20 protein-coding genes are annotated in these 22771 nt (G+C 72.0%); 16 read left to right on the top strand and 4 right to left on the bottom strand.

Annotated elements, in window-relative coordinates:
- Positions 1-257 precede the first annotated feature (257 nt).
- The 3 genes from aspS to ACZ4FV_RS08910 are packed head-to-tail and all read right to left on the bottom strand — an operon-like array spanning position 258 to position 4026.
- Complete coding sequence (gene aspS, locus ACZ4FV_RS08920; RefSeq protein WP_402236597.1) at positions 258-2060, bottom strand: aspartate--tRNA ligase; 1803 nt, start codon at positions 2058-2060, stop codon at positions 258-260.
- On the bottom strand, positions 2057-3316 hold the full coding sequence (hisS, locus tag ACZ4FV_RS08915; protein WP_395871938.1) for a histidine--tRNA ligase: 1260 nt from the start codon (positions 3314-3316) through the stop codon (positions 2057-2059). The genes aspS and hisS overlap by 4 nt, the downstream gene beginning before the upstream one ends.
- Before the next feature lie 14 nt (positions 3317-3330).
- Entirely contained in the window at positions 3331-4026 is a 696-nt protein-coding gene (locus ACZ4FV_RS08910; RefSeq protein ID WP_395871940.1) for an MBL fold metallo-hydrolase, read from the bottom strand.
- 313 nt (positions 4027-4339) lie between these two features.
- On the opposite strand from ACZ4FV_RS08910, the gene ACZ4FV_RS08905 reads away from it, so the two are divergent.
- The 3 genes from ACZ4FV_RS08905 (at position 4340) to ACZ4FV_RS08895 (ending at position 7544) form a co-directional block, all read left to right on the top strand.
- Positions 4340-5176, top strand: a complete 837-nt coding sequence (locus ACZ4FV_RS08905) for a peptidylprolyl isomerase (RefSeq protein WP_395871942.1) — start codon at positions 4340-4342, stop codon at positions 5174-5176.
- 105 nt (positions 5177-5281) lie between these two features.
- Positions 5282-6511 carry a DUF349 domain-containing protein gene (locus tag ACZ4FV_RS08900; RefSeq protein WP_395871944.1) on the top strand — a complete coding sequence of 410 codons (1230 nt, stop codon included), beginning with the start codon at positions 5282-5284 and terminating at the stop codon, positions 6509-6511.
- A 427-nt stretch (positions 6512-6938) separates the two neighbouring features.
- Positions 6939-7544: a response regulator transcription factor gene (locus tag ACZ4FV_RS08895; RefSeq protein ID WP_395871946.1), complete on the top strand. Its 606-nt coding sequence runs from the start codon at positions 6939-6941 to the stop codon at positions 7542-7544.
- Between the two features lie 29 nt (positions 7545-7573).
- On the opposite strand, the gene ACZ4FV_RS08890 is transcribed toward ACZ4FV_RS08895, so the two are convergent.
- Positions 7574-8842 (bottom strand): sensor histidine kinase, encoded by a 1269-nt coding sequence (locus ACZ4FV_RS08890; RefSeq protein WP_465322245.1) that lies wholly within the window; start codon positions 8840-8842, stop codon positions 7574-7576.
- Positions 8843-9200: 358 nt separating this feature from the next.
- On the opposite strand from ACZ4FV_RS08890, the gene ACZ4FV_RS08885 reads away from it, so the two are divergent.
- The 13 genes from ACZ4FV_RS08885 (at position 9201) to ACZ4FV_RS08825 (ending at position 22763) form a co-directional block, all read left to right on the top strand.
- Complete coding sequence (locus ACZ4FV_RS08885) at positions 9201-10034, top strand: phytanoyl-CoA dioxygenase family protein (protein WP_402236606.1); 834 nt, start codon at positions 9201-9203, stop codon at positions 10032-10034.
- 93 nt (positions 10035-10127) lie between these two features.
- Positions 10128-10991: an isocitrate lyase/phosphoenolpyruvate mutase family protein gene (locus ACZ4FV_RS08880; RefSeq protein ID WP_395871952.1), complete on the top strand. Its 864-nt coding sequence runs from the start codon at positions 10128-10130 to the stop codon at positions 10989-10991.
- Positions 10970-12130: a phosphonopyruvate decarboxylase gene (gene aepY / locus ACZ4FV_RS08875; protein ID WP_402236609.1), complete on the top strand. Its 1161-nt coding sequence runs from the start codon at positions 10970-10972 to the stop codon at positions 12128-12130. Before ACZ4FV_RS08880 ends, aepY begins: the two co-directional genes overlap by 22 nt.
- Before the next feature lie 13 nt (positions 12131-12143).
- Positions 12144-12725 carry a TetR/AcrR family transcriptional regulator gene (locus tag ACZ4FV_RS08870; protein ID WP_395871956.1) on the top strand — a complete coding sequence of 194 codons (582 nt, stop codon included), beginning with the start codon at positions 12144-12146 and terminating at the stop codon, positions 12723-12725.
- Between the two features lie 311 nt (positions 12726-13036).
- Complete coding sequence (locus ACZ4FV_RS08865) at positions 13037-13834, top strand: aminotransferase class IV (RefSeq protein WP_402236611.1); 798 nt, start codon at positions 13037-13039, stop codon at positions 13832-13834.
- Positions 13831-14631, top strand: a complete 801-nt coding sequence (locus tag ACZ4FV_RS08860; RefSeq protein WP_395871961.1) for a transketolase — start codon at positions 13831-13833, stop codon at positions 14629-14631. Before ACZ4FV_RS08865 ends, ACZ4FV_RS08860 begins: the two co-directional genes overlap by 4 nt.
- On the top strand, positions 14624-15625 hold the full coding sequence (locus tag ACZ4FV_RS08855) for a transketolase family protein (RefSeq protein ID WP_395871963.1): 1002 nt from the start codon (positions 14624-14626) through the stop codon (positions 15623-15625). The genes ACZ4FV_RS08860 and ACZ4FV_RS08855 overlap by 8 nt, the downstream gene beginning before the upstream one ends.
- Positions 15626-15636: 11 nt before the next feature.
- The gene (gene eno, locus ACZ4FV_RS08850; RefSeq protein WP_402236616.1) at positions 15637-16884 is read left to right on the top strand and encodes a phosphopyruvate hydratase; all 1248 of its coding nucleotides are present in this window, start codon (positions 15637-15639) and stop codon (positions 16882-16884) included.
- Complete coding sequence (locus ACZ4FV_RS08845) at positions 16881-17705, top strand: SDR family NAD(P)-dependent oxidoreductase (RefSeq protein WP_395871966.1); 825 nt, start codon at positions 16881-16883, stop codon at positions 17703-17705. The genes eno and ACZ4FV_RS08845 overlap by 4 nt, the downstream gene beginning before the upstream one ends.
- Entirely contained in the window at positions 17705-18190 is a 486-nt protein-coding gene (locus ACZ4FV_RS08840) for a 4'-phosphopantetheinyl transferase superfamily protein (RefSeq protein ID WP_465322243.1), read from the top strand. The genes ACZ4FV_RS08845 and ACZ4FV_RS08840 overlap by 1 nt, the downstream gene beginning before the upstream one ends.
- Positions 18184-18480 carry an acyl carrier protein gene (locus tag ACZ4FV_RS08835; protein WP_395871970.1) on the top strand — a complete coding sequence of 99 codons (297 nt, stop codon included), beginning with the start codon at positions 18184-18186 and terminating at the stop codon, positions 18478-18480. The genes ACZ4FV_RS08840 and ACZ4FV_RS08835 overlap by 7 nt, the downstream gene beginning before the upstream one ends.
- Positions 18480-21617 (top strand): hypothetical protein, encoded by a 3138-nt coding sequence (locus tag ACZ4FV_RS08830; protein WP_465322242.1) that lies wholly within the window; start codon positions 18480-18482, stop codon positions 21615-21617. The genes ACZ4FV_RS08835 and ACZ4FV_RS08830 overlap by 1 nt, the downstream gene beginning before the upstream one ends.
- Before the next feature lie 87 nt (positions 21618-21704).
- A complete protein-coding gene (locus ACZ4FV_RS08825) occupies positions 21705-22763 on the top strand; it encodes a glycine cleavage T C-terminal barrel domain-containing protein (RefSeq protein WP_465322241.1) in 1059 nt (352 codons plus the stop codon).
- Positions 22764-22771: the final 8 nt, after the last annotated feature.

The following is a 22771-nucleotide window of genomic DNA, read 5'->3' as shown; positions in this document are numbered from 1 at the left end:
CAAGGTAGGCAGACCCGGGTCCGTGCGCTCCGACCCTGTGCAGAAGCGTTTCGGCTACCCCACGAGTCGACAAAGTCCGGCAACGCCGAAGGGCGGCCGAGCCATTGGCTCGACCGCCCTGATCCCCGCACGTGCGGGGCCGACGGGAGGGCGGACAGGATCCGAGACGTCATCGCCGGACCATCCCCGCACGGAGCATGCCGGAGGGCGGGGCCACTCGCACGCCCACCGTCCCGACGACATCCACCCGCCGGCGGTTACGCCTTCTCCGCACCCTCGCTCGGGACACCGTCACCGGAGTCCGACTTGGCCTTCGGCTTCGCGTCGATCCCCGCCTCACGCCGCTGCTGCACCGTGATCGGCGACGGAGCCCCGGTCAACGGGTCGCCACCGGAAGCGGTCTTCGGGAAAGCAATCACGTCCCGAATGGACTCGGTTCCGCCCAAAAGCGCCACCAACCGGTCGAGACCGAGCGCGATCCCGCCGTGCGGCGGCGGCCCGTACGCGAACGCGTCCAGCAGGAACCCGAACTGCGACTGCGCCTCCTCCTCCGACATCCCGATCGCCGCGAACGCCCGCTCCTGCACGTCCCGACGGTGGATACGGATCGAACCGCCACCGATCTCGGTCCCGTTCAGCACGATGTCGTACGCGTTCGACAGCGCCTCGCCCGGATTCTTGTCGAACCCGTCGAGCCACTCCGCGGTCGGCGCGGTGAAGGGGTGGTGGATCGCGTGCCAGCCCTGGTGGTTGCCGGCCGCGTCCTCGATCGGCTCGAACATCGGGAAGTCGACGACCCAGAGGAAGTTCCACCGCGACTCGTCGATCAGCGAACCCCGACGCGCGATCTCCAGCCGGGCCGCGCCCAGCAGTTCCAGCGAGGCCGTACGCCGACCCGCCGCGAAGAAGATGCAGTCGCCCTTGGCCGCGCCGGTCGCCTCGACCAGGCCGGCCAGGTGCTCCTCGGACAGGTTCTTGGCCACCGGGCCGCGCAGTTCGCCGGTCTCCGCGTCCACCAGCACGTACGCGAGCCCGCGCGCGCCGCGCGCCTTGGCCCAGTCCTGCCAGCCGTCGAGCTCCTTGCGGGTCTGCGCGGCGCCGCCGGGCATCACCACCGCGCCGGTGAACTCGGCCTGGAACACCCGGAACGAGGTGCCCTCGAAGTAGGCCGTCAGGTCGACCAGTTCGCAGCCGAAGCGGGTGTCCGGCTTGTCCGAGCCGTAGCGCGCCATCGCCTCGGCGTAGGCCAGTCGGGGCAGCGGCAGCGGGATCTCCACGCCGTGCACCTCGCGCCACACGCGCGCGATCAGCTTCTCGGTCAGCGCCAGGATGTCCTCGGCGTCGCAGAAGGACATCTCGACGTCCAACTGGGTGAACTCGGGCTGCCGGTCGGCCCGGAAGTCCTCGTCCCGGAAACAGCGCGCGATCTGGTAGTAGCGCTCCATGCCGGCGACCATGAGCAGCTGCTTGAACAGCTGCGGCGACTGCGGCAGCGCGTACCACGAACCCGGCTGGAGCCGCACCGGCACCAGGAAGTCGCGGGCGCCCTCGGGCGTGGACCGGGTCAGGTACGGCGTCTCGATGTCGAGGAAGTCGTGGTCCTCCATCACCTCGCGGATCACCCGGGTGACCTTGGAGCGCAGCCGCAGGTTGCGGGCCATCGGCGCGCGCCGCAGGTCGAGGTAACGGTGCTTGAGCCGCACCTCCTCGTTGACCGTGCCCGGCGTGTACTCCTCGATCGGGAACGGCAGCGGGGCCGCCTCGGAGAGGATCTCGAAGTCGTCCACGACGACCTCGATCGCACCGGTGGGGATCTCGGTGTTCTCGTTGCCGTCGGGGCGCACCCGCACGTCGCCGGTGATCCGCACGCAGAACTCGGAGCGGAGGTTGTGCACGGTCTCCAGGTCGCGGAAGACCACCTGTACGGTGCCCGACGCGTCCCGCAGGTCCACGAACGCCACGCCGCCGTGGTCGCGCCGCCGGGCGACCCACCCGGCGAGCGTCACGGTGTGGCCGGCGTGCTCGGCGCGGAGCGTCCCGGCGTCATGGGTGCGGATCACTGAAGCTTCTCCTTCAAGACGGTGACGACCTGGTCGAGCGGGACCGGGGTCTGGTCCCCGTTCGACAGGTCCTTGATCTGGGCGACGCCCTCGGTGAGGTCGCGGTCGCCGACGACGATGGCGTAGCGGGCGCCGGATTGCGACGCGGCCTTCATGGCGCCCTTGAGCTTCTTCCCGCCGAAGGCCATGTCGGCGGGGATGTCCTCGATCCGCAGCTGGGTGATCATGCCGAACACCGCGCGGCGGGCCGCGTCGCCGATCGCGACGCCGTAGACGTCGCAGTCGGCCGGGGTCTCCACGGTCTGGCCCTCGGCCTCCATCGCGAGCATCGTGCGGCCGATGCCCAGCGCCCAGCCCACCGAGGGCAGGTCGGGGCCGCCGAGGTCCTCGGAGAGGCCGTCGTAGCGCCCGCCGCCGCCGATCGCCGACTGCGCGCCGAGGCCGTCGTGCACGAACTCGAACGTGGTCCGGTTGTAGTAGTCCAGCCCGCGGACCAGCCGGGGCGTGTCCTCGTAGGAGATCTCCAGCTCGTCGAGCATGCCGCGGACGAACGTGTGGTGTTCGGCGCACGCCTGGCACAGGTGGTCGGTGATCAGCGGGGCGTCGGCGATCAGCGCCTGCACCTCGGGGCGCTTGTCGTCGAGCACGCGCAGCGGGTTGATCTCGATCCGCGCGTGCGTCTCCGCGTCCAGGTCGAGCGCGCGCAGGAACTCCTGGAGCTTGGTCCGGTAGACCGGACGGCACTCGCGGCAGCCGAGCGAGTTGAGCAGCAACCGGAAGTCGCGCAGGCCCAGCTTCGTGAAGCCCTCGGCGGCGAGCGCGATCATCTCGACGTCGACCAGCGGGTCGTCGCTGCCGATCGCCTCGGCACCGACCTGGGTGAACTGGCGGGTGCGGCCCGCCTGGGGGCGCTCGTAGCGGTAGTACGAGCCGAAGTACCACAGCTTGACCGGCAGCCGGCCGGCGTACAGGTTGTGCTGGAGTACCGAGCGCATCACGGCCGCGGTGCCCTCGGGGCGCAGCGTCAGCGAGCGGCCGCCGCGGTCCTCGAAGGTGTACATCTCCTTGGTCACGATGTCGGTGGACTCGCCGACGCCGCGCAGGAAGAGGCCGGTCTCCTCGAAGGTGGGGGTCTCGATGTACTGGAAACCCGCGTCGCGCAGCTCCAGGCCGAACTGGATCCGGATCCGGTTGAACGTCTCCGAGTACGGCGGAAGCATGTCGAAGGTGCCCTTGGGGGCGTTGAAGGTACTCACGGTATGAAAATCCGTCACATTCCTCGGTGCGGTCCCGCGGGCGGCGTCAGCTCTTGCAGATAAGGGTTGCTCGCGCGCTCGCGGCCGATCGTCGTCTGGGGGCCGTGGCCGGACAGCACGACGGTCTCGTCCGGCAGGGGCAGACACACCCGGGACAGCGAGCGCAGCATCTGCGCGTGGTCGCCGCCGGGCAGGTCGGTGCGTCCGATGGAGCCGGCGAAGAGCAGGTCACCCGAGTACAGGATGGGCGGGATGTCCGCGCTTCCCTGGGTGCCGAACGCCACCGACCCCTGTGTATGGCCGGGCGCATGATGGACCGTCAGTTCGAGGCCGGCGAGGTCGAGCACGGCGCCGTCGGTGAGCAGGCGCACGTCCTCGGGTTCGGTGAAGGTCATCCCGCCGAACAGTTGTTGCCCCACGCCCAGCGACAGGCCCTTGGCCGGGTCGGAGAGCAGGTCGCGGTCGTCGGGGTGGATCCACGCGGGCACCTTGTGCTCGGCGCAGACCGGCACCACGGAGAACATGTGATCGATGTGCCCGTGGGTCAGTACGACGGCCACCGGGCGCAGCCGGTGTTCGCGGATGATGTCCTGTACGCCGTCGAAGGCGTCCTGCCCGGGGTCGACGATGACGCATTCCTCGCCGGCGGCAGGGGCGACCACGTAACAGTTGGTCTGGAAGGACCCTGCGGGGAACCCGGCGACGATCACGTTCGTCCTCTCGGTCTCGGGGTCTTCCGGCGGCGGGGCAAGCACGGAAGTATGCGGCGGACGTGGGAATCAGGTACGAGACTACCGGCGCGCGGGGGCGGATCGCGAACCGGTTCAGGGGGTGCGTGCCTAGACTGTGCGCGAGCTGCGGTCGGTTCCGGGCCTGTGGGATCACCGCAGGTCGGGGCCGGTGCACGGATCCCGTCACGGCCGCCGGTTTCCGGTTCCGGCGCCGGGAGCCCTCGCCCGCTGGTCGGGTGTCCCGGGTCGAGTCCATCCACATCGAGTCCGTTCGAATCCAGGAGAGCACGCGGTGGTCACCAAACAGCAGCGCCAGCGGCAGCTCGCGCGCGAGAAGTTCGAGCGCCAGCAGGAGCGACGCGGAACCGCGCAGGCACGTCGGCGCAGGCGCAACCAGGTCATCGCCGCGGTCGCCGCGGTGGTCGTCGTGGCCGGTGGCGGCGCCTGGCTCGCGGTGGCGGCGGGTGATGACGACGACAAGAAGACGACGAACGCGTCGGACACGCCGTCCACGCAGCCCTCGGCCCCGCAGTCGCCGGCTCCCGAGCCCAAGCCGAAGACGTGCGCGGCGCCGGCTCCGGGTGAACCGACCAAGGAGCAGTTCCCCACCGAGCCGGCGATGTCGATCGACACGAACGCGGCGTACACGATGACCCTCAAGACCACGTGTGGCGAGGTGAAGGTCGCGCTGGAGGCGAAGAAGGCGCCGCACACGGTGAACTCGTTCGCGTTCCTGGCGGGCAAGAAGTTCTTCGACCACACCAAGTGCCACCGGTTGACCACGGGTGGTCTGGCCGTGCTCCAGTGCGGCGACCCGACGGGCACCGGCACAGGTGGGCCCGGCTACAAGTTCGTGGACGAGAATCTGGGTACGGCGGGCCCGGACGGCTCGGCCGCCTACCCGGCGGGCACCGTGGCGATGGCGAACTCGGGCCCGGGCACCAACGGAAGCCAGTTCTTCCTGGTCACCGCGGACAGCAAGCTTCCGCCGAACTACACCCCGTTCGGCAAGGTCACGGCCGGGATGGACGTCCTGGCGAAGATCGCCGCCGCGGGCACCGAGGACGGCGGCTCGGACGGCGCGCCGCGCGAGAACGTCGTCCTCGACAGCGTGACCGTGGCCAAGTAGCAACCGACCGGACGCATGTTCCACGGCGACTCCCGGGGCACGGCCCGGCCCGTGCCCCGGGGTCCTGTGTAAAGTGCGCCGCATTCAGCATCGAAGGAGGCCGCTGTGAGCAGCGACCCGTGGGGCCGCGTGGACGAGCAGGGAAACGTCTTTGTCAAGACGGCGGACGGTGAGCGCTCCGTCGGTTCGTGGCAGGCGGGTTCCCCGGACGAGGCCCTGGCCTACTTCCGGCGCAAGTACGAGGGACTCGCCGTCGAGGTGGAGTTGCTCGCGCGGCGGGTACGGACCACCGACCTCGCTCCCAAGGACGCCCACCACGCGATCGAGCGCCTGCGCGCGAGCATCGTCGACGCGAACGCGGTCGGCGATCTCGAATCGCTCGTCAAGCGCCTGGACGCGTTGGTGACCGTGGTGGACTCCAAGCGCGAGGAGCGCAAGGCCACCCGCGCCAAGGCGCAGGAGGAGGCGCAGGGCGCCAAGGAGCGGATCGTCGCGGAGGCCGAGCAGCTGGGCCAGAGCACCGATTGGCGGCCGGCCGGCGAGCGGCTGCGCGCGCTGGTGGACGCCTGGAAGGCCGTGCCGCGGCTGGACCGCAAGGCGGACGACGAACTGTGGCACCGGTTCTCGCAGGCCCGGTCCAATTTCGCCAAGCGCCGCAAGGCGCACTTCGCGGAGCTGGACGGTCAGCGCGACAGTGCCAAGCGGGTCAAGGAGAAGCTGGTCGAGGCGGCCGAGGCGCTGTCCACGTCCACCGACTGGACCGACACCGCGGCGCGCTACCGCGATCTGATGAACGACTGGAAGGCCGCGGGCCGGGCCCAGCGCGATGTCGAGGAAGAGCTGTGGCAGCGCTTCCGGGCCGCGCAGGACGTGTTCTTCGCGGCCCGCAGCGAGGTGTTCGCCGAGCGCGACTCCGAGCAGCGGGAGAACCAGGCCGCGAAGGAGGTGCTGCTCGTGGAGGCCGAGACGATCGTGCCGGTGACCGACGTCAAGGCGGCGCGGGCGGCGCTGCGCTCGATCAACGATCGCTGGGAGGCCATCGGCCACGTCCCGCGCGACGCCCGGCCGAAAATGGAGGCCCGGCTGCAGAGCGTGGAGCGGGCGATCCGCGAGGCCGAGGAAGAGTTGTGGAAGCGCACCAACCCGGAGGCGCGGGCGCGGGCGCAGGCGGCGGTGGACCAGATCCAGGCGTCCATCGACAAGCTGACCCAGCAGGCGGAGAAGGCCCGGGCGGCCGGGAACGAGCGCAAGGTGCGCGAGGCCGAGGAGTCGATCGCGGCGCGCGCGGAGTGGCTGGCCGAGGCGAACAAGGCGCTGGAGGAGTTCTCCGGCTGAGCCGGAGAGGTGTTCCGGCTCGGCCTCTCCGGCTCGGTCGGGGAGCCGCGCGCGTGACGCGCGTACGCACACGCTCCCGCGTGCGCGCGGTCGCGAGGCGGACGATGTGACGGGGGAGCCGCCGCGTCCGCGCGGCGCCGCGACGAGGAACGGGCGGATCCGGGTATCGGCGAGTTGCCGACCCGGGTCCGCCCGTTTTCTCGTGTACGGCGTCGCGCGGAGGCCCGCGGCGTGCTCGGAGCGGCCCCGCGCCGGTGTTCGGACGCGGTCGGCGATCGGGTTCGTTCGTCGGCGTTCGATCCGTGTGCAATTTGCTCTATTGGGCCGCCGAACTCCTCCTGCATAATCGGCATCTTGATACGGGGGATCACCGACGAACTTCGACGCCGGGGAGATCGGTGTCGGGATTCGGGATGAGGGGGAGTCCTTGATCAAGGTCCTGATTGCCGAGGACATGAAATTACTGCGCAGGGCGCTGGTGTCATTGTTGAGTCTGGAGCCGGACATCGACGTGGTCGCCGAAGTCGAGTCCGGTACCGACGTGGTGCCGCGCGCTCGCGCGGTGCGTCCGGACGTCGCGGTGCTGGACATCGGCCTGCCGGGTATCGACGGGATCGAGGCCGCCGCGGCGCTGCGCGTGGCGCTGCCGGAATGTCGCACGCTGATCCTCACCGGCATGAACGCGCCGGGCCATCTGCGCCGCGCCGCGGCGGCGAACGTGTCCGGGTTCCTGCTCAAGAACTCGGACCCGGATCGGTTCAGCGGCGCGATCCGCGAGATCGCCGCCGGTGGTCGGGTGATCGACGCCTCGGTGGCGCTGGCCGCGATCGACGGTGGTCCCTCGCGGTTGACCACCCGCGAATTGCAGGTGCTGCGCGCGGCGGCGGACGGCAATCGGGTCGCGGACATCGCCGACCAGATGTGGGTGTGCGCGGGCACCGTGCGCAACCACCTGAACTCGGTGGTGGCCAAGCTCAACGCGCGTAACCGGGTGGACGCGATTCGGATCGCCCGGGACGAGGGGTGGTTGTGACCCGTCGGGTCGCGTAGCGCGTTCGCGCCTCAGCCGGCGACGGGAGTTCGGGCCGGCTCGCACGGTTCCCCGGTGGGGTCGGGGACCGTGCCGGCGTCGGGGACCGCGGTGGGGTCGGCGACCGCGGCGAGGTCGGGAAGCGCGGCGGCCTCGGCGAACACGGCGGGGTCGGGGGGCACCGCGAGGTCCGGGGGCACCGCACGGTCGGCGGCCGCCGCGGGATCCGGAGCCAGTGGAACCAGCGCGACCAGACGGAACCAGCCGTCGCCGTCGGTACCCACGTCCAACCGCCCGCCGATGCCCTCGACCCGCGCGGCCAGGCTGGCCAGCCCGGTACCGCCCTGACGATCCGCGCCGGTTCCCCGGGGGCGGACGACGCAGGCCCCGTCGTTGCCCACCCCGAACCGGACGAATTCTCCGTCGCGTTCGGCGCTGATCACGCACTGGGTGGCCGAACTGTGCCGCATCATGTTGGCGAGCCCCTCGCGCAACACGGTGGCCAGCACCGTCTCGGTGGCCCCGTTCAGTGCCTCGACGCCGATCCGGGTGGTGGCCCGCACCCCGATCGAGGCGAGCAGCGACTCGGCCGCGGCCACCTCGGCGACCAGCGACATCCCCCGGTAGCGGTGCACCACTTCGCGCATGTCGGTGGCGGCCTGCTGGGTGATGGTCACGATCTCCGCGAGCTCGGTGCGCGCCTGCTCGACGTCGTGCGTGAGCAGGCGCGCGGCCAGCGAGGTCTTGACCCCGATGGTGGCCAGGCTGTAGCCGAGCAGATCGTGCAGGTCGCGGGCGAACCGGTGCTGCTCGCGCACGATCGCCTGCCGGGCCAACTCCAGTCGGGACCGGTGCATTTCCGCGAGCAGTTCGGTGATGCGCATCAGCGCGTACAGCACGAGCCCGGTCGAGGTGCTCGCCACCACCGCGTAGGGCACGTCGTCGTAGTCGTCGGCCAGGTGAAACGTCATCACCCCGGTGGCGATCATCAGCGTGCCGAACGCCCACCAGGCGCGCTTCTGCGGCAGGAACAGCAGCAGCGAGCCCGCCAGGAATCCGGGCGCGGCGGTCCAGGCCCCCGGGCAAGCGAACGAGGGAATCAGCGCCAACACCGCCTGGCAGAGCAGGAGTCGGTGGCCGGGGCGGGGTAACCACCGCAGCCGGCCGGGCAGGGAATGCGCGCATTGGATCACCGCGACCGCGGTGACCGCGACCAGTGCGGCGGCCATTCGCCAGGCCGCGACCGGGAATGTGATCAACGACAGCACCGAAGCCGCGTGACAACTCAGGAGAACCACCACCGTGATCACGGTGGGAATGCGAAGAGCGCGGGAGTCCACGGAGTTCACCGGAACCTGAGCGGCGTGAGGCAAGAGACGGCCCTCTTCGATCGCGACTGCTGCATGGTGATGGCGACTGCTGGAAGAAGTTCCGGGACCCGATTCCGGGCCCATCCGCCGATGCTACAACGCGGGAATCCGCGGATGTCCCCGTGCGGAGAGACCGGGAAAGATGCGGAAAGCGGATATGGATCATGTGTTTCGCATGGGTACCCCGCCCGGAACACACGCCCGGCGTGGTGGACCGACACTGGCCGCCGTCCTAAACGGCTGTGAAGCTGAGGGCAATGCGCGAACACGACCGAACGGAGGCCCACCGGTGGGGGAATCACCCGAGGGAATACTCGGGAGCCTGCGCGAGCAGTGGAATCAAAACGGCTATATTCACATCAGAAAGGCGCTTTCCGCCGCCGACGTGGAACGCGCCTTGGCGGGCGTCGACTTCGCGGTCCGGCAACAGGACCTGGTGCGCACCGCGCACATCAGCTATCGCAACGACCAGGAACATTCGGTACGGGTGCGCAACGCCGCCGCGGCGAGCCCGGCGCTGCTGGAACTGGTCGACCATCCCAACGTGTTGCCGACCCTGGTCGAACTGCTCGGGCCGGATCTGCACGTGCTGGGCAGCGAGGCGTTCGTCCGCGAGGGCGGCGACGCGCCGTTGGAGGGCTGGCACACCGACGGCGGCGCTTCGCTGATGGGGATCGTGCTGGATCCGGCGAGCCGGGCACTGCAACTGAAGGTGCAGTACTTCCTCACCGACGTCAGTCGGCCCGACTCGGGGAACTTCACCGTCATTCCCGGTAGTCACCGCATCCGCCCGGAGCGGCTGGACGACGACTGCTACCTGCCCGAGCCCAACGACTACTGGCGGCGCGGCGAGATGCCGCCGAACGCGGTGCAGATCCTGGCCGAGCCCGGCGACGCGGTGGTCTTCCCGTACAACCTGTGGCACGCGGTGGCGCCGAACTCCGCTGGCAGGACCCGCCGTTCGGTGATCATCCGGTACGGGCACCTGTGGTGCCGACCGCTCGACTTCCACCGCATGCCCGCCGAGGTGGTGGCCTCGATGACCGAACGTCAGCGGCTGATGTTCGGCGAACTCGGCGACGAGGCGCATCCCACCGACTTCTACAAGCTCGTCATGCGATGAGGCCGGTTCGCGCCCGGAGCACCCGCCGGCCCGACCCGCCCGGCTCCTCCCCCGCCCCCTGCCCGACCCTTCGAACCGGATAGGAGATCGTCAGTGCTCAGGACTGCTCTCGCAGCGCCGTTCCGGGCGGTTCTCGATCAACACGACCTGGTGCGCGTCGCCGGCGCGCACGACGCGCTGGGCGCGGTGTTGGCCCAGGAGGCCGGCTTCCAGGCCGTGTGGTCCTCCAGTCTGGAGGTGTCCGCGGCCCGGTGCCTGCCGGACGCCAGTCTGCTCGGGATGACCGAGTACCTCGAAGCCGCCGTCAACATGCAAAAGGCGCTGTCCATCCCGGTGGTCGCCGATTGCGACACCGGGTACGGCAACAATCTCAACATCGCGCACATGGTGCACGAGTACGAGGCCGGCGGCATCACGGCGGTGTGTGTCGAGGACAAGATGTTCCCGAAGATCAACAGCTTTGCCGCCGTCGATCACACGCTGCTCGACATCAACACCTTCGCGCGCAAGATCGAGGTGGCCAAGAACGCCCAGCAGACCCCGGACTTCTTCCTGATCGCCCGGACCGAGGCGTTGATCAGCGGACTCGACGTGGACGAGGCGCTCAAGCGCTGCTCGGCCTACGCCGACGCGGGCGCGGACGCGGTGCTCGTGCACTCCAAGATCCGCACCAGTGAGCAGATCACCCGTTTCCTGGACGGCTGGAGCGGCGCGGTGCCGGTCGTGGTGGTGCCCACCACCTACCCGGACTGGGACGCGAAGGCGGCCGCCGCGGCCGGCGTCTCGGTGGTCATCTACGCCAACCAGGGCCTGCGGGCCACGGTCAGTTCGCTGCGCGACACCTACGGCGCGATCTTCCGCGAGGGCAGCTCGGTCGAGGTGGAGGATCGGATCGCGAGTGTGCAGGAGGTGTTCCGGCTGCAACGGCTGGATGCGTGGAAGGCGTTGGACTGGTGATCGGGTCGGACGACTTCTGCGCCGCGCTGGCCGACTTCGGCGTGGAGTTGGTGACGGGCGTGCCGTGTTCGTACTTCTCCGCGCCCATCGCGCGGTTCACCCGCGAGGGCCGGTACGTGCCGGCCGCGAACGAGGGCGCGGCGCTGGCCATCGCGGCCGGGGCCGCGGTCGCCGGCACCCGGGTCGCGGTGGTGGCGCAGAACTCGGGGCTGGGCAACCTGATCAACCCGTTGACGTCGCTGCTGATGACCTACGACATCCCGGCGTTGGTGTTCACCAGTCTGCGCGGGTGGCCGGATCCGGCCGGAGACGAACCGCAGCACGCGGTGATGGGCGCGGCCACGCACGAGGTGTTGGACGCGATCGGGGTCGCCCACTGCACGTTGCGGCGCGGCACCGACGCGGTTGGGCTGCGCGCCCTGTTGGCCGAGGCCGGCAAGGAACTGGAGGCTGGGAACTGCGTGTTCGTGCTGGTGGAGAAGGGCGCGGTGGAGGTGCCGGAGGGCGCGGCGGCGGACGGGTCCGCCGAGGGGCCCACGCTCACCCGGGCCCGGGCGCTGCGCGCGATCACCGCCCACACGCGGGGAATCGCGGTGGTCGCCACCACCGGGTACACCTCGCGCGAGTTGTTCGCGGCGGGTGACGCGCCGACGCACTTCTACATGCAGGGCTCGATGGGGCACGCGTCGGCCTTCGCGCTGGGTCTGGCGCTGCGTCCGCCGGGTACCGAGGTGGTGCTGCTCGACGGCGACGGCGCGGCTCTGATGCACCTGGGCACGATGTCCACGATCGGCGCGGCGGCTCCACCGGGGCTGATCCACGTGGTGTTGGACAACGGCGTGTACGAGTCGACGGGTGCGCAGGCCACCACGTCCGCCGGCACCGACTTCGCGGCGATCGCGCGGGCGACGGGGTACGCGTCGGCGGTGGTGTGCGCCGACGGCGCGCGGATCGACGCCGCGATGGCCGCCGCGCGGGCGGCTCCGGGGCCGCATCTGCTGGTCGTGCCGATCGGCCGGATGGCGGGTCCGGCACCGCGCCGGGCGACCTCCTCGATCGGCGCGCGGGACATCCACCACCGGCTCACCGCCGCGTTGGGCGCCGGGCCGCCGTGGGCGGATCACGCCGATCGGCGGTGATACCTTGAGGCCCATGGGTCGCCCGCGCACTATCGACCGCTCCGCCATTCTTCGGGTGAGTCTCGAACTGGCCGACGAGCAGGGGCTGCAGGCCGTGACCCTTCAGGCGGTGGCCCGCCGGCTCGGCGTGACGGCGATGTCGCTCTACGGGCACATCGCGAACAAGGCGGCCCTGCTCGACGGCATCGTCGAGGAGTTGCTCTCCGAGTTCCCATTGCCGGACGCCGAACTGCCGTGGGACGAACGACTGGCCCGGATCGGGCGGGCGGCCCGGGATTCCGCCCGGCGCCATCCCGACGTGTTCCCGCTGCTGCTGACCCGCTCGGCGGCCACCCCGGGCGCGCATCGGGTGCGGCAGGCGGTGTTCGCCGCGCTGTTGGACGCGGGCCTGTCGATCACCGAGGTCAATCGGGCCGAGCGGCTGTTGAGCACGATGGTGGTCGGGTTCGCCACGAGTGAGGTCAGCGGTCGGTTCGGGCAGTCGGCGGCGGACATCGAGGCGGACTACGCCTACCTGGAGGACACCCTCCGCAAGCTGATCACCTCGACCACCGCGCCGGGCGTGGTGCCGGAGGTCGGCGACACCACCGGCTGATCCCGGCCGGGGTCCGAACGGGTCGAATCTTTTCCCTTGCCTTTCCGGTGGGTGGATTCCGCCTGCCCGCATGCCATGGAAGTCCCGCCTCGAATATCGACCGGATATCGCCGAAGCGGCGTTGACACCATGGTGCGTACAGTTATTCTATACGCCATATAGTTATCCTTCGCGTAAGGATATGGGGGTGCTGGATCGTGCACCAGGAATGTTGGCGTGACGGCCGTATGACCGAACTCGACGAAGTTCGGTTGTCCATTGATTCGGCCGCGTTGCGCTATGCGCAAGTGGTATTCGACGGGTGTGCCGCGGTGGCCGATTCCACCGGGACCGAACTGCGCATTCTCGACCTGGGCGCGCACCTCTCGCGTTTTCGCCGTTCCTGCGAGGGCCTGGGTTTCGCGCTGTCCTGGTCGGCGCGCGAGTTGACCGACGCGGTCGTCGAGGTGACCCGGCGCCACGACGGGCGCGGCGCGGTGGGCATCCGGCTGTTCGCCTACGCGGAGGGCGAGGGCTTTCTGGACGACGAACCGCCGGGGGTCTGCGTCTTCCTGCGCCCCCTGGACGGCTACGCACCGAACCGACCACTGACCCTGGCCACCACCGGCGAACCCCGGCCCGCGCACACCGACCTGCCGCGCTGGGTCAAGGCGACGGCGCACTACGCCGGGGCCCGGCGCGCGGTGCTGCGGGCCCGCCGGGCCGGCCACGACGACGTGCTCTTTCGCAACGAGGCGGGCCGGATCACCGAGACCTCGCGGGCCAGCCTGCTCGTCCTGGCCGGTGACCGGTTGATCTCGCCGCCGGTCGAGGAGGGCGTACTCCCGGGCGTCACACGGGAGTTGCTGGGCATGGTGGCCAAGGGCGCGCTGGGCCTGACCCCCGAACACCGGCCGCTGGAGCCGGCCGAGGTGATCGGCGCCGACGGCGTGGTGTTGTGCAGTTCCTCGCTGGGCGCCGCCGTCGTCGGCGCGATCGACGAGCACCCCCTGCCGCACGGCGCCGCCGGCGCCCTGGTCGCGGCCTTCGACCGGGCCGCCCGAGGAGGGACCGCGCACCTGGACGACGTGGTCACCTCGGTACGGCTCCTGAGCACGGGAAGACGATGAGCGGCCACCCCGAACTGGACGCGACGGCAGCCCGGTTGCGTCTGGAGACGATGCGGATGATCGCGGCGGCCGGCGCCGGCCACCCCGGCAGCTCACTGTCCGCGATCGAGATCCTGACCGTGCTCCACTACCACACCATGCGCCACCGACCGGCCGATCCCACCTGGGCCGAGCGGGACCGGTTCGTGCTCTCCAAGGGGCACGCGGCACCCGCGCTGTACGCGGTGCTGATCGACCTGGGCATACTCCCGCGCGCGTCGGCCGGCACGCTGCGCGCGCTCGGCTCGCCGCTCCAGGGCCACCCCGATCCACGCACGCGCGGCATCGAGGTCGGCTCCGGCTCACTCGGTCAAGCCTTCTCGGTCGCCGTGGGAATGGCCCTGGGCCTGGCCAAACGCGAAGTCGGCGCCCGGGTGTTCGCCCTGCTGGGCGACGGCGAGTGCCAGGAGGGCCAGGTGTGGGAGGCGGCGATGTGCGCGGCACAACTGGGACTGGCCGGCCTGACCGTGATCGTGGACGCCAACGGCATCCAACACGACGGCCGCACGCGCGACATCATGGGCGCCGCTCCGCTCACCGCCAAGTGGCGCGCCTTCGGCTGGGAGGTCGTCGAGGTCGACGGCCACGACTGCGCCGCGCTGATCACCGCGCTGGCACCGGCGCCCCGCCCGCGCGCGGTGATCGCGCGCACCGTCAAGGGACGCGGCGTCTCGTTCATGGAGGACGACCCGAACTGGCACTCGGTCGCCGATCCGGGCCGATTGGCCGAGGCAGTCGAGGAGTTGAGTCATGCGTGACACGTTCGGCGAGGCGTTGCTGCGCGCCTGCGAGGCGGACGAGCGGCTGTTCGTCCTGGACGGGGACTGCTCGCACTCCACCCGCAGCGGCCGGGTCGCCGACCGGCTGCCCGGCTCGTTCCTGAACACCGGCATCGCCGAGCAGAACATGATGGGCATGGCGGCCGGCCTCGCGCTGGCCGGCTTCCGCCCGGTCGTCTCCGGGTTCGCCTCGATCCTGGTCGGGCGCGCGGCGGAGCAGATCCTGCTCTCGATCGGCTGGCCCGGGCTGCCGGTGACCATCGCGGGCCACTACGCGGGCATGTCCGGCTCGCTGGAGGGCGCCCCGCACCACGCGATCACCGACCTGGGTTTCATGCGCTCGGTGCCCGGGATGAACGTATGGGTGCCCGCCGACGACGCGGACGCCCGGGTGCTGGGCGGCGAGGTGCTCGCCGGGATCGGCCCGGCCGGCGCACCGCCGCTCCCGGGTCCGAACTACATCCGGCTGTGCCGCAACCCGGTGCCGCCGGTGGCCGGTGGCCCACGCGGGCCGGGCGACCTGCGGGTGTGGGATCACCCGGACCCGGAGGTGGTGTTCGTGGCCTGCGGGGTGGCCGTGCCCGAGTGCGTCGCCGCCGCGGGGCTGCTGGCCGAGCGCGGAGTCCCGGCCCGGGTGCTCGGGGCGCTGCGGATCAAGCCCTTCCCCGACGCCGAGGTCTACGACCTGGTCCGCGCCTGCTCGCTCGTGGTGACGGTCGAGGAGCACACCACGGTCGGCGGTCTGGGCGGCGCGGTCGCCGAGCTGATCGCGGCGCGCGGCGGCCCGCGGGTGCTGCGTCTGGGCATCGCGGACACGTTCACCGAGACCGGGCCCTATCGGCAACTCCTGGACAAGTACGGGATCGAGGCGGCGGCGATCGCCGCCGCCACGCACGCCGCCCGGCACGCCGAGCCGGGCACGGGCGCGGCCGGACCGCGCGCCGAACTGTCGATGTCGACCAACACGTGGTGAAGGAGCGGACTGTGCGAGCGATACGCGAGGTCGGGGCCCGAGCGGTGTTCGACTCCAACGGCATTCCCGCGATCGAGGTGGAGATCCGCGCCGACGGCGGTGTCCGGGCGGCGGAGCTCGCGCCCCGGGGCTCGACCACCGGCGAGTTCGAGGCGTACGTCCTGGAGGACGCGGCGGCGCTGCCCGCGCTCGCCGCGGTGGCCCCGGCGCTGGCCTCGGTCGCCGACCTGGTGCGGCCGGCGCTGATCGGCCTGGACGTGTGCGATCAGCGCGCCGTGGACGCGGCCCTGCGCGCGGTGGACGGCGGCGCGTACTTCCGCCGGATCGGCGGCAACGTCGCGGTGGCCGCCTCGATGGCCGTCGCGCAGGCGGGCGCGACGGTCACCGGGCGCCCGCTGTACCGGCATCTCGCCGAGACCGCGCCCGCTCGGCTGCCGGTGCCGATGTTCAACGTCGCGGACGGCGCGGTGGGTTCGAACACGGTCTACACCGAGTTCCTGCTGCTGCCCACCACCGCGGAGCCGGCCGTGGCGCTCGAGCAGGGCGCCCGGGTGCGCGCGGCGCTGGCCGCCCGGCTCGCGAGCAAGGGGCACCGCTGCTCGGACAGCACCCAGGGCGGCTGGTCGGTGGACCTGGGCGGCTGCGAGGCGACCATGGAGATGATCGTCGCCGCCGCCGAGGACTGCGGACTGGCCGGCGGGCACGACTTCCACCTGGGCCTGGACCTGTCCGGCGCGGAGTTCGCCCACCCGCCGGGCTACGCCTTCCCGTGGCTGGAACGCCCCTTGTCGGTCGAGGAGTTGACCCGGCGCTATCTCGACTGGGTGGACCGGTATCCGCTGACCTTCCTGGAGGACCCCTTCGAGCCCGCCGACGAGGGGGCCTGGCGCGGGCTGCGCGAGCGGCTGGCGGGCCGGGCCGCGGTGGTCGGCGACGACCTGTTCGCATCCGCCGCCGAGCGCATCGACCGCGGCGTCGCGGCCGGGCTCGCCGACGGCGCGCTGATCAAGCCCAACCAGGTCGGCACCGTCACCCAGGCCCTGGACGCACTGGCCTGCGGAGCTCGACACAAGATCACCACCGTGGTCTCCCAGCGCAGTGGCGAGAGCGCGAGCGCCTTCATCACCCACCTCGCGGTCGCCGGCGGCGCGGCCTGGCTCAAGGCGGGTGGGCTCTCGCGCATGGACCGGGTCGCCAAGTTCAACGAACTCCTGCGCATCGCCGAGGAGTTCACTCCCACCAACGGGCCACGCGGGTGAGCGCCCCGGCACCCGCCGCCGGCGCCACCCGCCCGCGTCACGCACCATGGCGCACCGCGCTGATCACCGGTGCCACGGCGGGCATCGGTCTGGCCTTCGCGGACCTGCTCGCCCGGGACGGCACGCACCTCGTGCTCGTCGCGCGGGACGGCGACCGACTGGCCGACGTCGCCGACCGGCTGCGCGCGCGGCACCCGGTCGCGGTCACCACGATCGCCGCGGATCTGCGCACCGACGCGGGCCTGGCCCGGGTCGAGGACCGGCTGCGCGACGGTGAGGCGCCGATCGACCTGTTGGTGAACAACGCCGGGACGGGCACCCGCGGCGCGTTCCACACGCTGCCGGTGCAGGCCGAGTTGGACGTGGTCGCGCTGAGCGCGGTCGCGGTGGTCCGGTTGTGCCGCGCGGCGCTGGCCCCGATGGTCGAGCGCGGCTCGGGCTGGATCGTCAACGTCTCCTCGCTGGCCGGGTTCCAGCCCGACCCGCTCACCGCGACCTACGGCGCCGCCAAGGCCTTCAGCCTGAGTCTGAGCGAGGCGCTGTACGACGAGGTGCGCGGCTCCGGTGTGCGGGTGACCGCGCTGTGCCCCAGCTTCACCGCGACCGAGTTCCACCGTCGTGCCGGCATCGACGTCAGTCGGGTGCCCGCGCGGGCGTGGCTGCCCGCCGAGCGGGTGGCCCTGGCCGGGCTGCGCGCGGTCGAGCGCGGTCGACCGGTCTGCGTACCGGGCGCTCCGTATCGGCTGCTCGCCGCGCTGTCCACCGTCGCTCCGCGCCGGTTGGCCCGGTTCGGCTCGCGCGTATTCGCCGGGGCCCGGTGATGCCCGGCGTCGGAACGGCCGACCGGATCGGCGTGGACGCGGTCCGCGTGGCCCGCCTGGCCCGCGCCGGCCGCGCGGACGAGCTCGTGGCGCGCGCCGTGCTCGGTCCCCGGGAGTTGCGCTGGGCGCTGGCCCGGCCCGCTTCGCCGGTGCGGCTCGCGGCGGGTATCGCGCTCAAGGAGGCGGCGATCAAGTGCGCGGGCGGGCGCCGCGCCGGCTTCGCGTGGCACGACATCCGGATCGATCCGGTCCGGATGGGCCGCTGCGACTGCGGCGACCGCGCGGAGGCGCTCATCCGCGGCCTGTTCGCCGGCCGGCCGAGGCCGGCCACGGTGCGCGCGCCCGGCGTACCCGCGTGTTGCCCGGCCGGGCGTGGCGCGAGCGCGGCGTGGGGCTGCGGCGAAGGACTCGTGGTCGCGGTGGTGCTCACCCGCGACCCGGTACCGAGCGAGGACATCGACACGGAAGGGAGCGCGGCGTGCTGACAGCGGCGCAGGCACAGGTCCTGGAGCGGGTACGGGAGCGGCAGACCCTGTGCCGCGAGATCAAGGAGGTGATCGTCGAGCGGCTGGACCTCGACCTGGATCCGGAGTGGCTCACCGACGACCAGGCGATCCTGGGACGCGGCCTGGAACTCGACAGCATCCACGTGATCGAGGTCGTGGTCGGTATCGAGTGGCAGTTCAAGGTGAACATCACCGACGACGAACTCGACCGGTTCGGCTCGGTCAACATGCTGGCCGACTTCATCGAGTCCCGCCGCGAGGACGCCTGATGCCCGGCCCCGGCGAACACGTGGCCGAGGTCGTGGTCGCGCCGGTCTCCTCGGTGGACGCCGGCGCCATGGCCGCGTGGATCAACGCCTTCCACTGGAACCCCGGACCGCTGGGCGGCGCACCGCTGTCGGCCGCCGACTACACCGCCTTCGTCACCGAGCGCGGCGCGGTGGAGACGTTCGTGGCGCTCGCACAGGGCCGTGTGGTCGGCTCGCTCGCGCTGTATCCGGTCTCCGCGCTCAAGGCCGGACAGGGCTCGGTGGTGTGGATGGACACCTTCGCGATCGATCCGGGATTCCGGCTCGGCGCGGTGCCCATCCGGCTGTTCGTCGAGGCGTTCGCGTACTGCGTGGCGCACGGCTACGACCGGGTCGACTGCAACGCCTCGCCCGCGAACCCCTCGATGGTCGCGATCGTGCGCCCCGGCGGCTTCCGACAGGCCTCCACCGAGCCGTGCGGCGACGACCGGCTGGAATTCCGCTCCCACCTGCCGTACCTCTACCGCTTCGTCATCGAGGCCCTGGGCCTGGGCGCCCGGGTGGCGGAACTGGCGCGGGCCTGGACGGACTTCGGCTCCAGTCCGTGGGTGCCCGGGCGCGCCCCGCGCAACGCCGCCGAGGATGTGAGCGATTACCACGGAGCGCCGACGTTCCGGTACTCGATGGTCGGCTCGGGCGCGGAGAGCGTCTTCGTCGTCGACCTGGCCCACGACCGGGTCTGCGCGCTGAACTGGGACGGTCTGGACATCGACTTCCACCCGGCGGCACCCGCCCGCCGGGTGCCGGTCGGCGGCTCGGCCGCGTTCACCCACCGCATCGCCAACCGGGGCACCCGAGCGCTCACCCTCGTCCTGGAGGTGCGCCGGCCCGGCGACACCGCCCCGGCGTCGGTGCGTGAACTCACCCTGGCGCCGGGCGAGGTGGTCGAGGGCGAGACCGCGTTCGCACCCGAGCACCCCGGCGAGCAGGAGGTCGAACTGACCGTGCGCACCGACGTATCGCACGCCGGCCGGGCACATCCGGCCCGGCTGACCCTGCACAGTTGGGTGCGCGCGGTCGCCCCGGCGGTCGCCACTGACCCGCGCCCGCCGCGCCGGGATCTGCCGTACCTGGACGAGCGGGACGACCGGTGGGTGCTGGGCAATCGTTGGTTGCGGTTGGCCGTGGATCGGGCAACCGGAACCTGCGAGATCGAGCCGACGCGCGAACGCGGACCCGCCATCCGGGAGTTGTGGCCGGATCTGGGCCCGCCTTTCCCGGCCGCGCTCAAGACCCCGCCGCGCCGCGACGTGCGCTGCGTGCGGGCGGACGTGGTCGACGGCCGGGCGGAACTCGCCTTGGAGGCGGCGGCGAACGTCTGGTGGCAGCGACACGGGACGGCGTACGCGGCGGCCCGGCCGGACCTGGGACTGGCCCGGGCCCGACTGCGCCGCACCCTGCTGCTGGGCGGCGACCAGGTCGTCGAGGTGCGCACCGAACTCATCGACGCGGAATCGGAGTTGCTGAGCGCGGTGGCGACCGGCGACTGTCTGCTGCGGGTGCATCCGTGGGCTCGCGGGCGGTCGTTGACGATGAGTGTGCCGTTGAGCGAGGGGGTGTTGCGCGCACCGGTGGTGTACGAGCGCTTCCCCTTCGGGATGCACTCGTTGGAGATGATGGGCTCGGCCGACCTGCCCCGCGATCCCGGCCGCTACCGGGAGCGGTGGACCGCGTTCACCGACGACGACGGGCGCAGTGTGGGTCTGGTCTGGGAGCGGGCCGCGCAACTGCGGTTCGGGTTGCAGTGGATGCCCTCGCTGCTGCTGGCCGCCGACCCGGGCGCCCCCGACGAAGGCGTGGCGCGCTTCCCCCGCTACGCCTTCTTCTGCGGTCCCGGGGACGAACGCGCGGTGCGCGAGGCATGGTCGGCGGTGACCGACCCCGCCGAGCAGGTACCGGTCACCGCCCGGCCGCCGCTCTCGGCCCCGGTCCCGGTACACATCGCGCTGGATCCGACCGCCGAGGTCGAACCGGGCGCGGGCGCCGCGGGCGGGCCGGGTGCCGTGCGGCTGCGCGGTCGGCTCACCGTGTTCTCCGCGCGGGCCCGACGCGGCCGGCTGACCGCGGCGGTCGGCGACGGGCCGGTCCGGACGCTGTTCGAGGGCGACGCGGACGGCGACGCCGAGCGGTCGTTCACCGGGCGGATCGAGCTGCCACCGGGCCCCGGGGGCCCGTTGCGGGTACGGCTCGCCTGGGTCGAGGAACTCGCCCGGCAGCGGGCCACGTGCGATGTGCTGCCCGTGGCGCGCGCGGCCGCTCCGGTGTCGGCGGTGGAGACCGGCGACGTATGGGTCCTGGGCAACGGCGAGTTGACCGCCCGGATCGCGCCCGACTTCGGCGGCGCCGTGGTCGGTCTGCGTCGAGACGGCGGCGGCGAGTTGTTGCGCTCGACCTATCCGCGCACCCGGCCGATGGGCATCGTGCCCAGGGCGCGCGGGGGCATCGGCGTGTCCACGGTCGCGCACCGCGCCGACCCCAACACCAGCGTCGCGCGGGAGGAGTTCGCGTGGACTCCGGTGCGCACCGCGACCACGGGTCTGCGCGCGGCCGGCCTGGACTGGGCCGGCATCCGACTCACCGGCGATCTGGACCTGGCCGGCTCGACCGTGGGTCTGGACATCGACTACCTGATGCCGGCGGGTGCTCCGCTGCTGATGGTGCTCACCCATCTACGCGACGACGCGGGCGTGTTCGGCCCGCCACCGGACATCTGCGTCGCGGTGCACGCGGCGCAGGACCCGCCGTGGTTCTTCCGGGGCCTGCGCGAGGGAGCCGAGTTCGAGTACCACCCCGCACCGCACGGGTCGAACCGGCCGATCGCCGGCTCCCCCGGCATCGGCGCCCTGGTCCCGGCCGCGGACACCGGCCCGACCGGGCCCGGCCTGCTTCTGGCCGCCCCGCCGGGCGCCGAGGTGCTCGGCTTCCGGGACGGGGACGACTGGTCGGTGCGCGCGCTGGTCCGGGCCAAATCGCCGGCGGCGGGCGACGCGGTGACCGCGACGTGTCTCGCGGTCCTGGACGCGCCGCACCCGGTGCCCGCCGGGGTGCTCGCCACGATCGCCGAGGCGGTCCGGGCCGCCGCCGCCAAGGCCGGGTGAGCCGCCGCCCACGCGCCCGCACCTCCAGCGGGTCCTTGTGCCGAACCCCCCATGAGACGAGAGGACATCACTGTGCCGGCTACACCGATGCGGACCGTCACGATCGGGCACGCGGTAGTGCCCTGGACGTACGCCGACGACGAGCGCGAGTACCACGCGCTCCGGCACGAGGCCGCGATCTTCGAGTTGAACTCCACCGGTCTGATCGCGCTGCCGGCCACGGGGAGCGCCCAGGCGTTGCTGCGTACCCTCGTACCCAGCGACCTCAAGGCGGTGTTCCCGGGCCAGTCGGCGACCTCGTTGTTGCTGGACGCCGAGGGGCACCCGCTGGACACGATCACGGTGTACCGGTTGCGCGAACGCTGGCTGATCGAGACCGCGTTCGGCCGGGGTCCGGACACGCTCGCCCACTTGACCGCGGCCGCCGCGGAGGGCTCCGAGAGGATCGATCCGGTGGACGTGCGGCCGGAGTTCACCACCTTCGGCCTGGAGGGCCCCTACGCGTGGCGGGTGTTGCGCGCGTTGTTCGGTGACGGGGTGACCTCGGTCCCGCTGGGCGGCATCGTGCACCGCACATGGCGGGACGCGCCGGTGTTGATCGCGCGCAGCGGCTACACCGGGGAGTACGGCTACAAGGTGTTCGTGCCCCCGTCACTGGGCGCCGAGTTGTTCGACGCCGCGGTCGAGCGGTCCGCGGTGCCGGCGGGGTATCGCACCCTGGAAGCGGCCATGATCGAGGTGCGCCAGCCGCTCCCGCATCGCGAGGTCGGGCCCGAGGACACCGTGTCGGGCTGCGGCTACAACTGGCTGGTCGACCTGGACCAGCCCGACTTCGTCGGTCGCGACGCGGTGTTGGCCGAGTTCAAGACCGGGCCGGCCGTACGCACGGTCGGGCTGACCATGCCGCGCGGAGCGGAACCGCCCGAGCACGCCGAGGTGTCCGTCGCGGGACTGACCATCGGGCACCTCGTGCACCACACCGACAGCCCGGGCCTGGGGCGCACCCTCGCGCTGGCCCGGGTGAGCGCGGAGTGGGCGGCGTCCGGCTTCGACTGGGAAGTCGCCGGGACGCACGGCCCGAGCCCGGCCCGCTCGGTGTCCTCGCCGTACCTGGTCCCGCTGAGCTGGTCCACTTCGATCGCGTGAGAGGCGGC

It is taken from the genome of Embleya sp. NPDC025285, from assembly GCF_055558835.1.
Note: the sequence above shows the minus strand (reverse complement) of the source record. Positions and strands in the feature narration are given on the sequence as shown.

Excerpts from the sequence above, each read along its gene's own strand:
- ACZ4FV_RS08870 (WP_395871956.1), top strand. The coding sequence starts at position 12,144 with ATGGGTCGCCCGCGCACTATCGACCGCTCCGCCATTCTTCGGGTGAGT.
- ACZ4FV_RS08860 (WP_395871961.1), top strand. The coding sequence starts at position 13,831 with ATGAGCGGCCACCCCGAACTGGACGCGACGGCAGCCCGGTTGCGTCTG.
- ACZ4FV_RS08855 (WP_395871963.1), top strand. The coding sequence starts at position 14,624 with ATGCGTGACACGTTCGGCGAGGCGTTGCTGCGCGCCTGCGAGGCGGAC.
- ACZ4FV_RS08840 (WP_465322243.1), top strand. The coding sequence starts at position 17,705 with ATGCCCGGCGTCGGAACGGCCGACCGGATCGGCGTGGACGCGGTCCGC.
- ACZ4FV_RS08830 (WP_465322242.1), top strand. The coding sequence starts at position 18,480 with ATGCCCGGCCCCGGCGAACACGTGGCCGAGGTCGTGGTCGCGCCGGTC.
- ACZ4FV_RS08825 (WP_465322241.1), top strand. The coding sequence starts at position 21,705 with ATGCGGACCGTCACGATCGGGCACGCGGTAGTGCCCTGGACGTACGCC.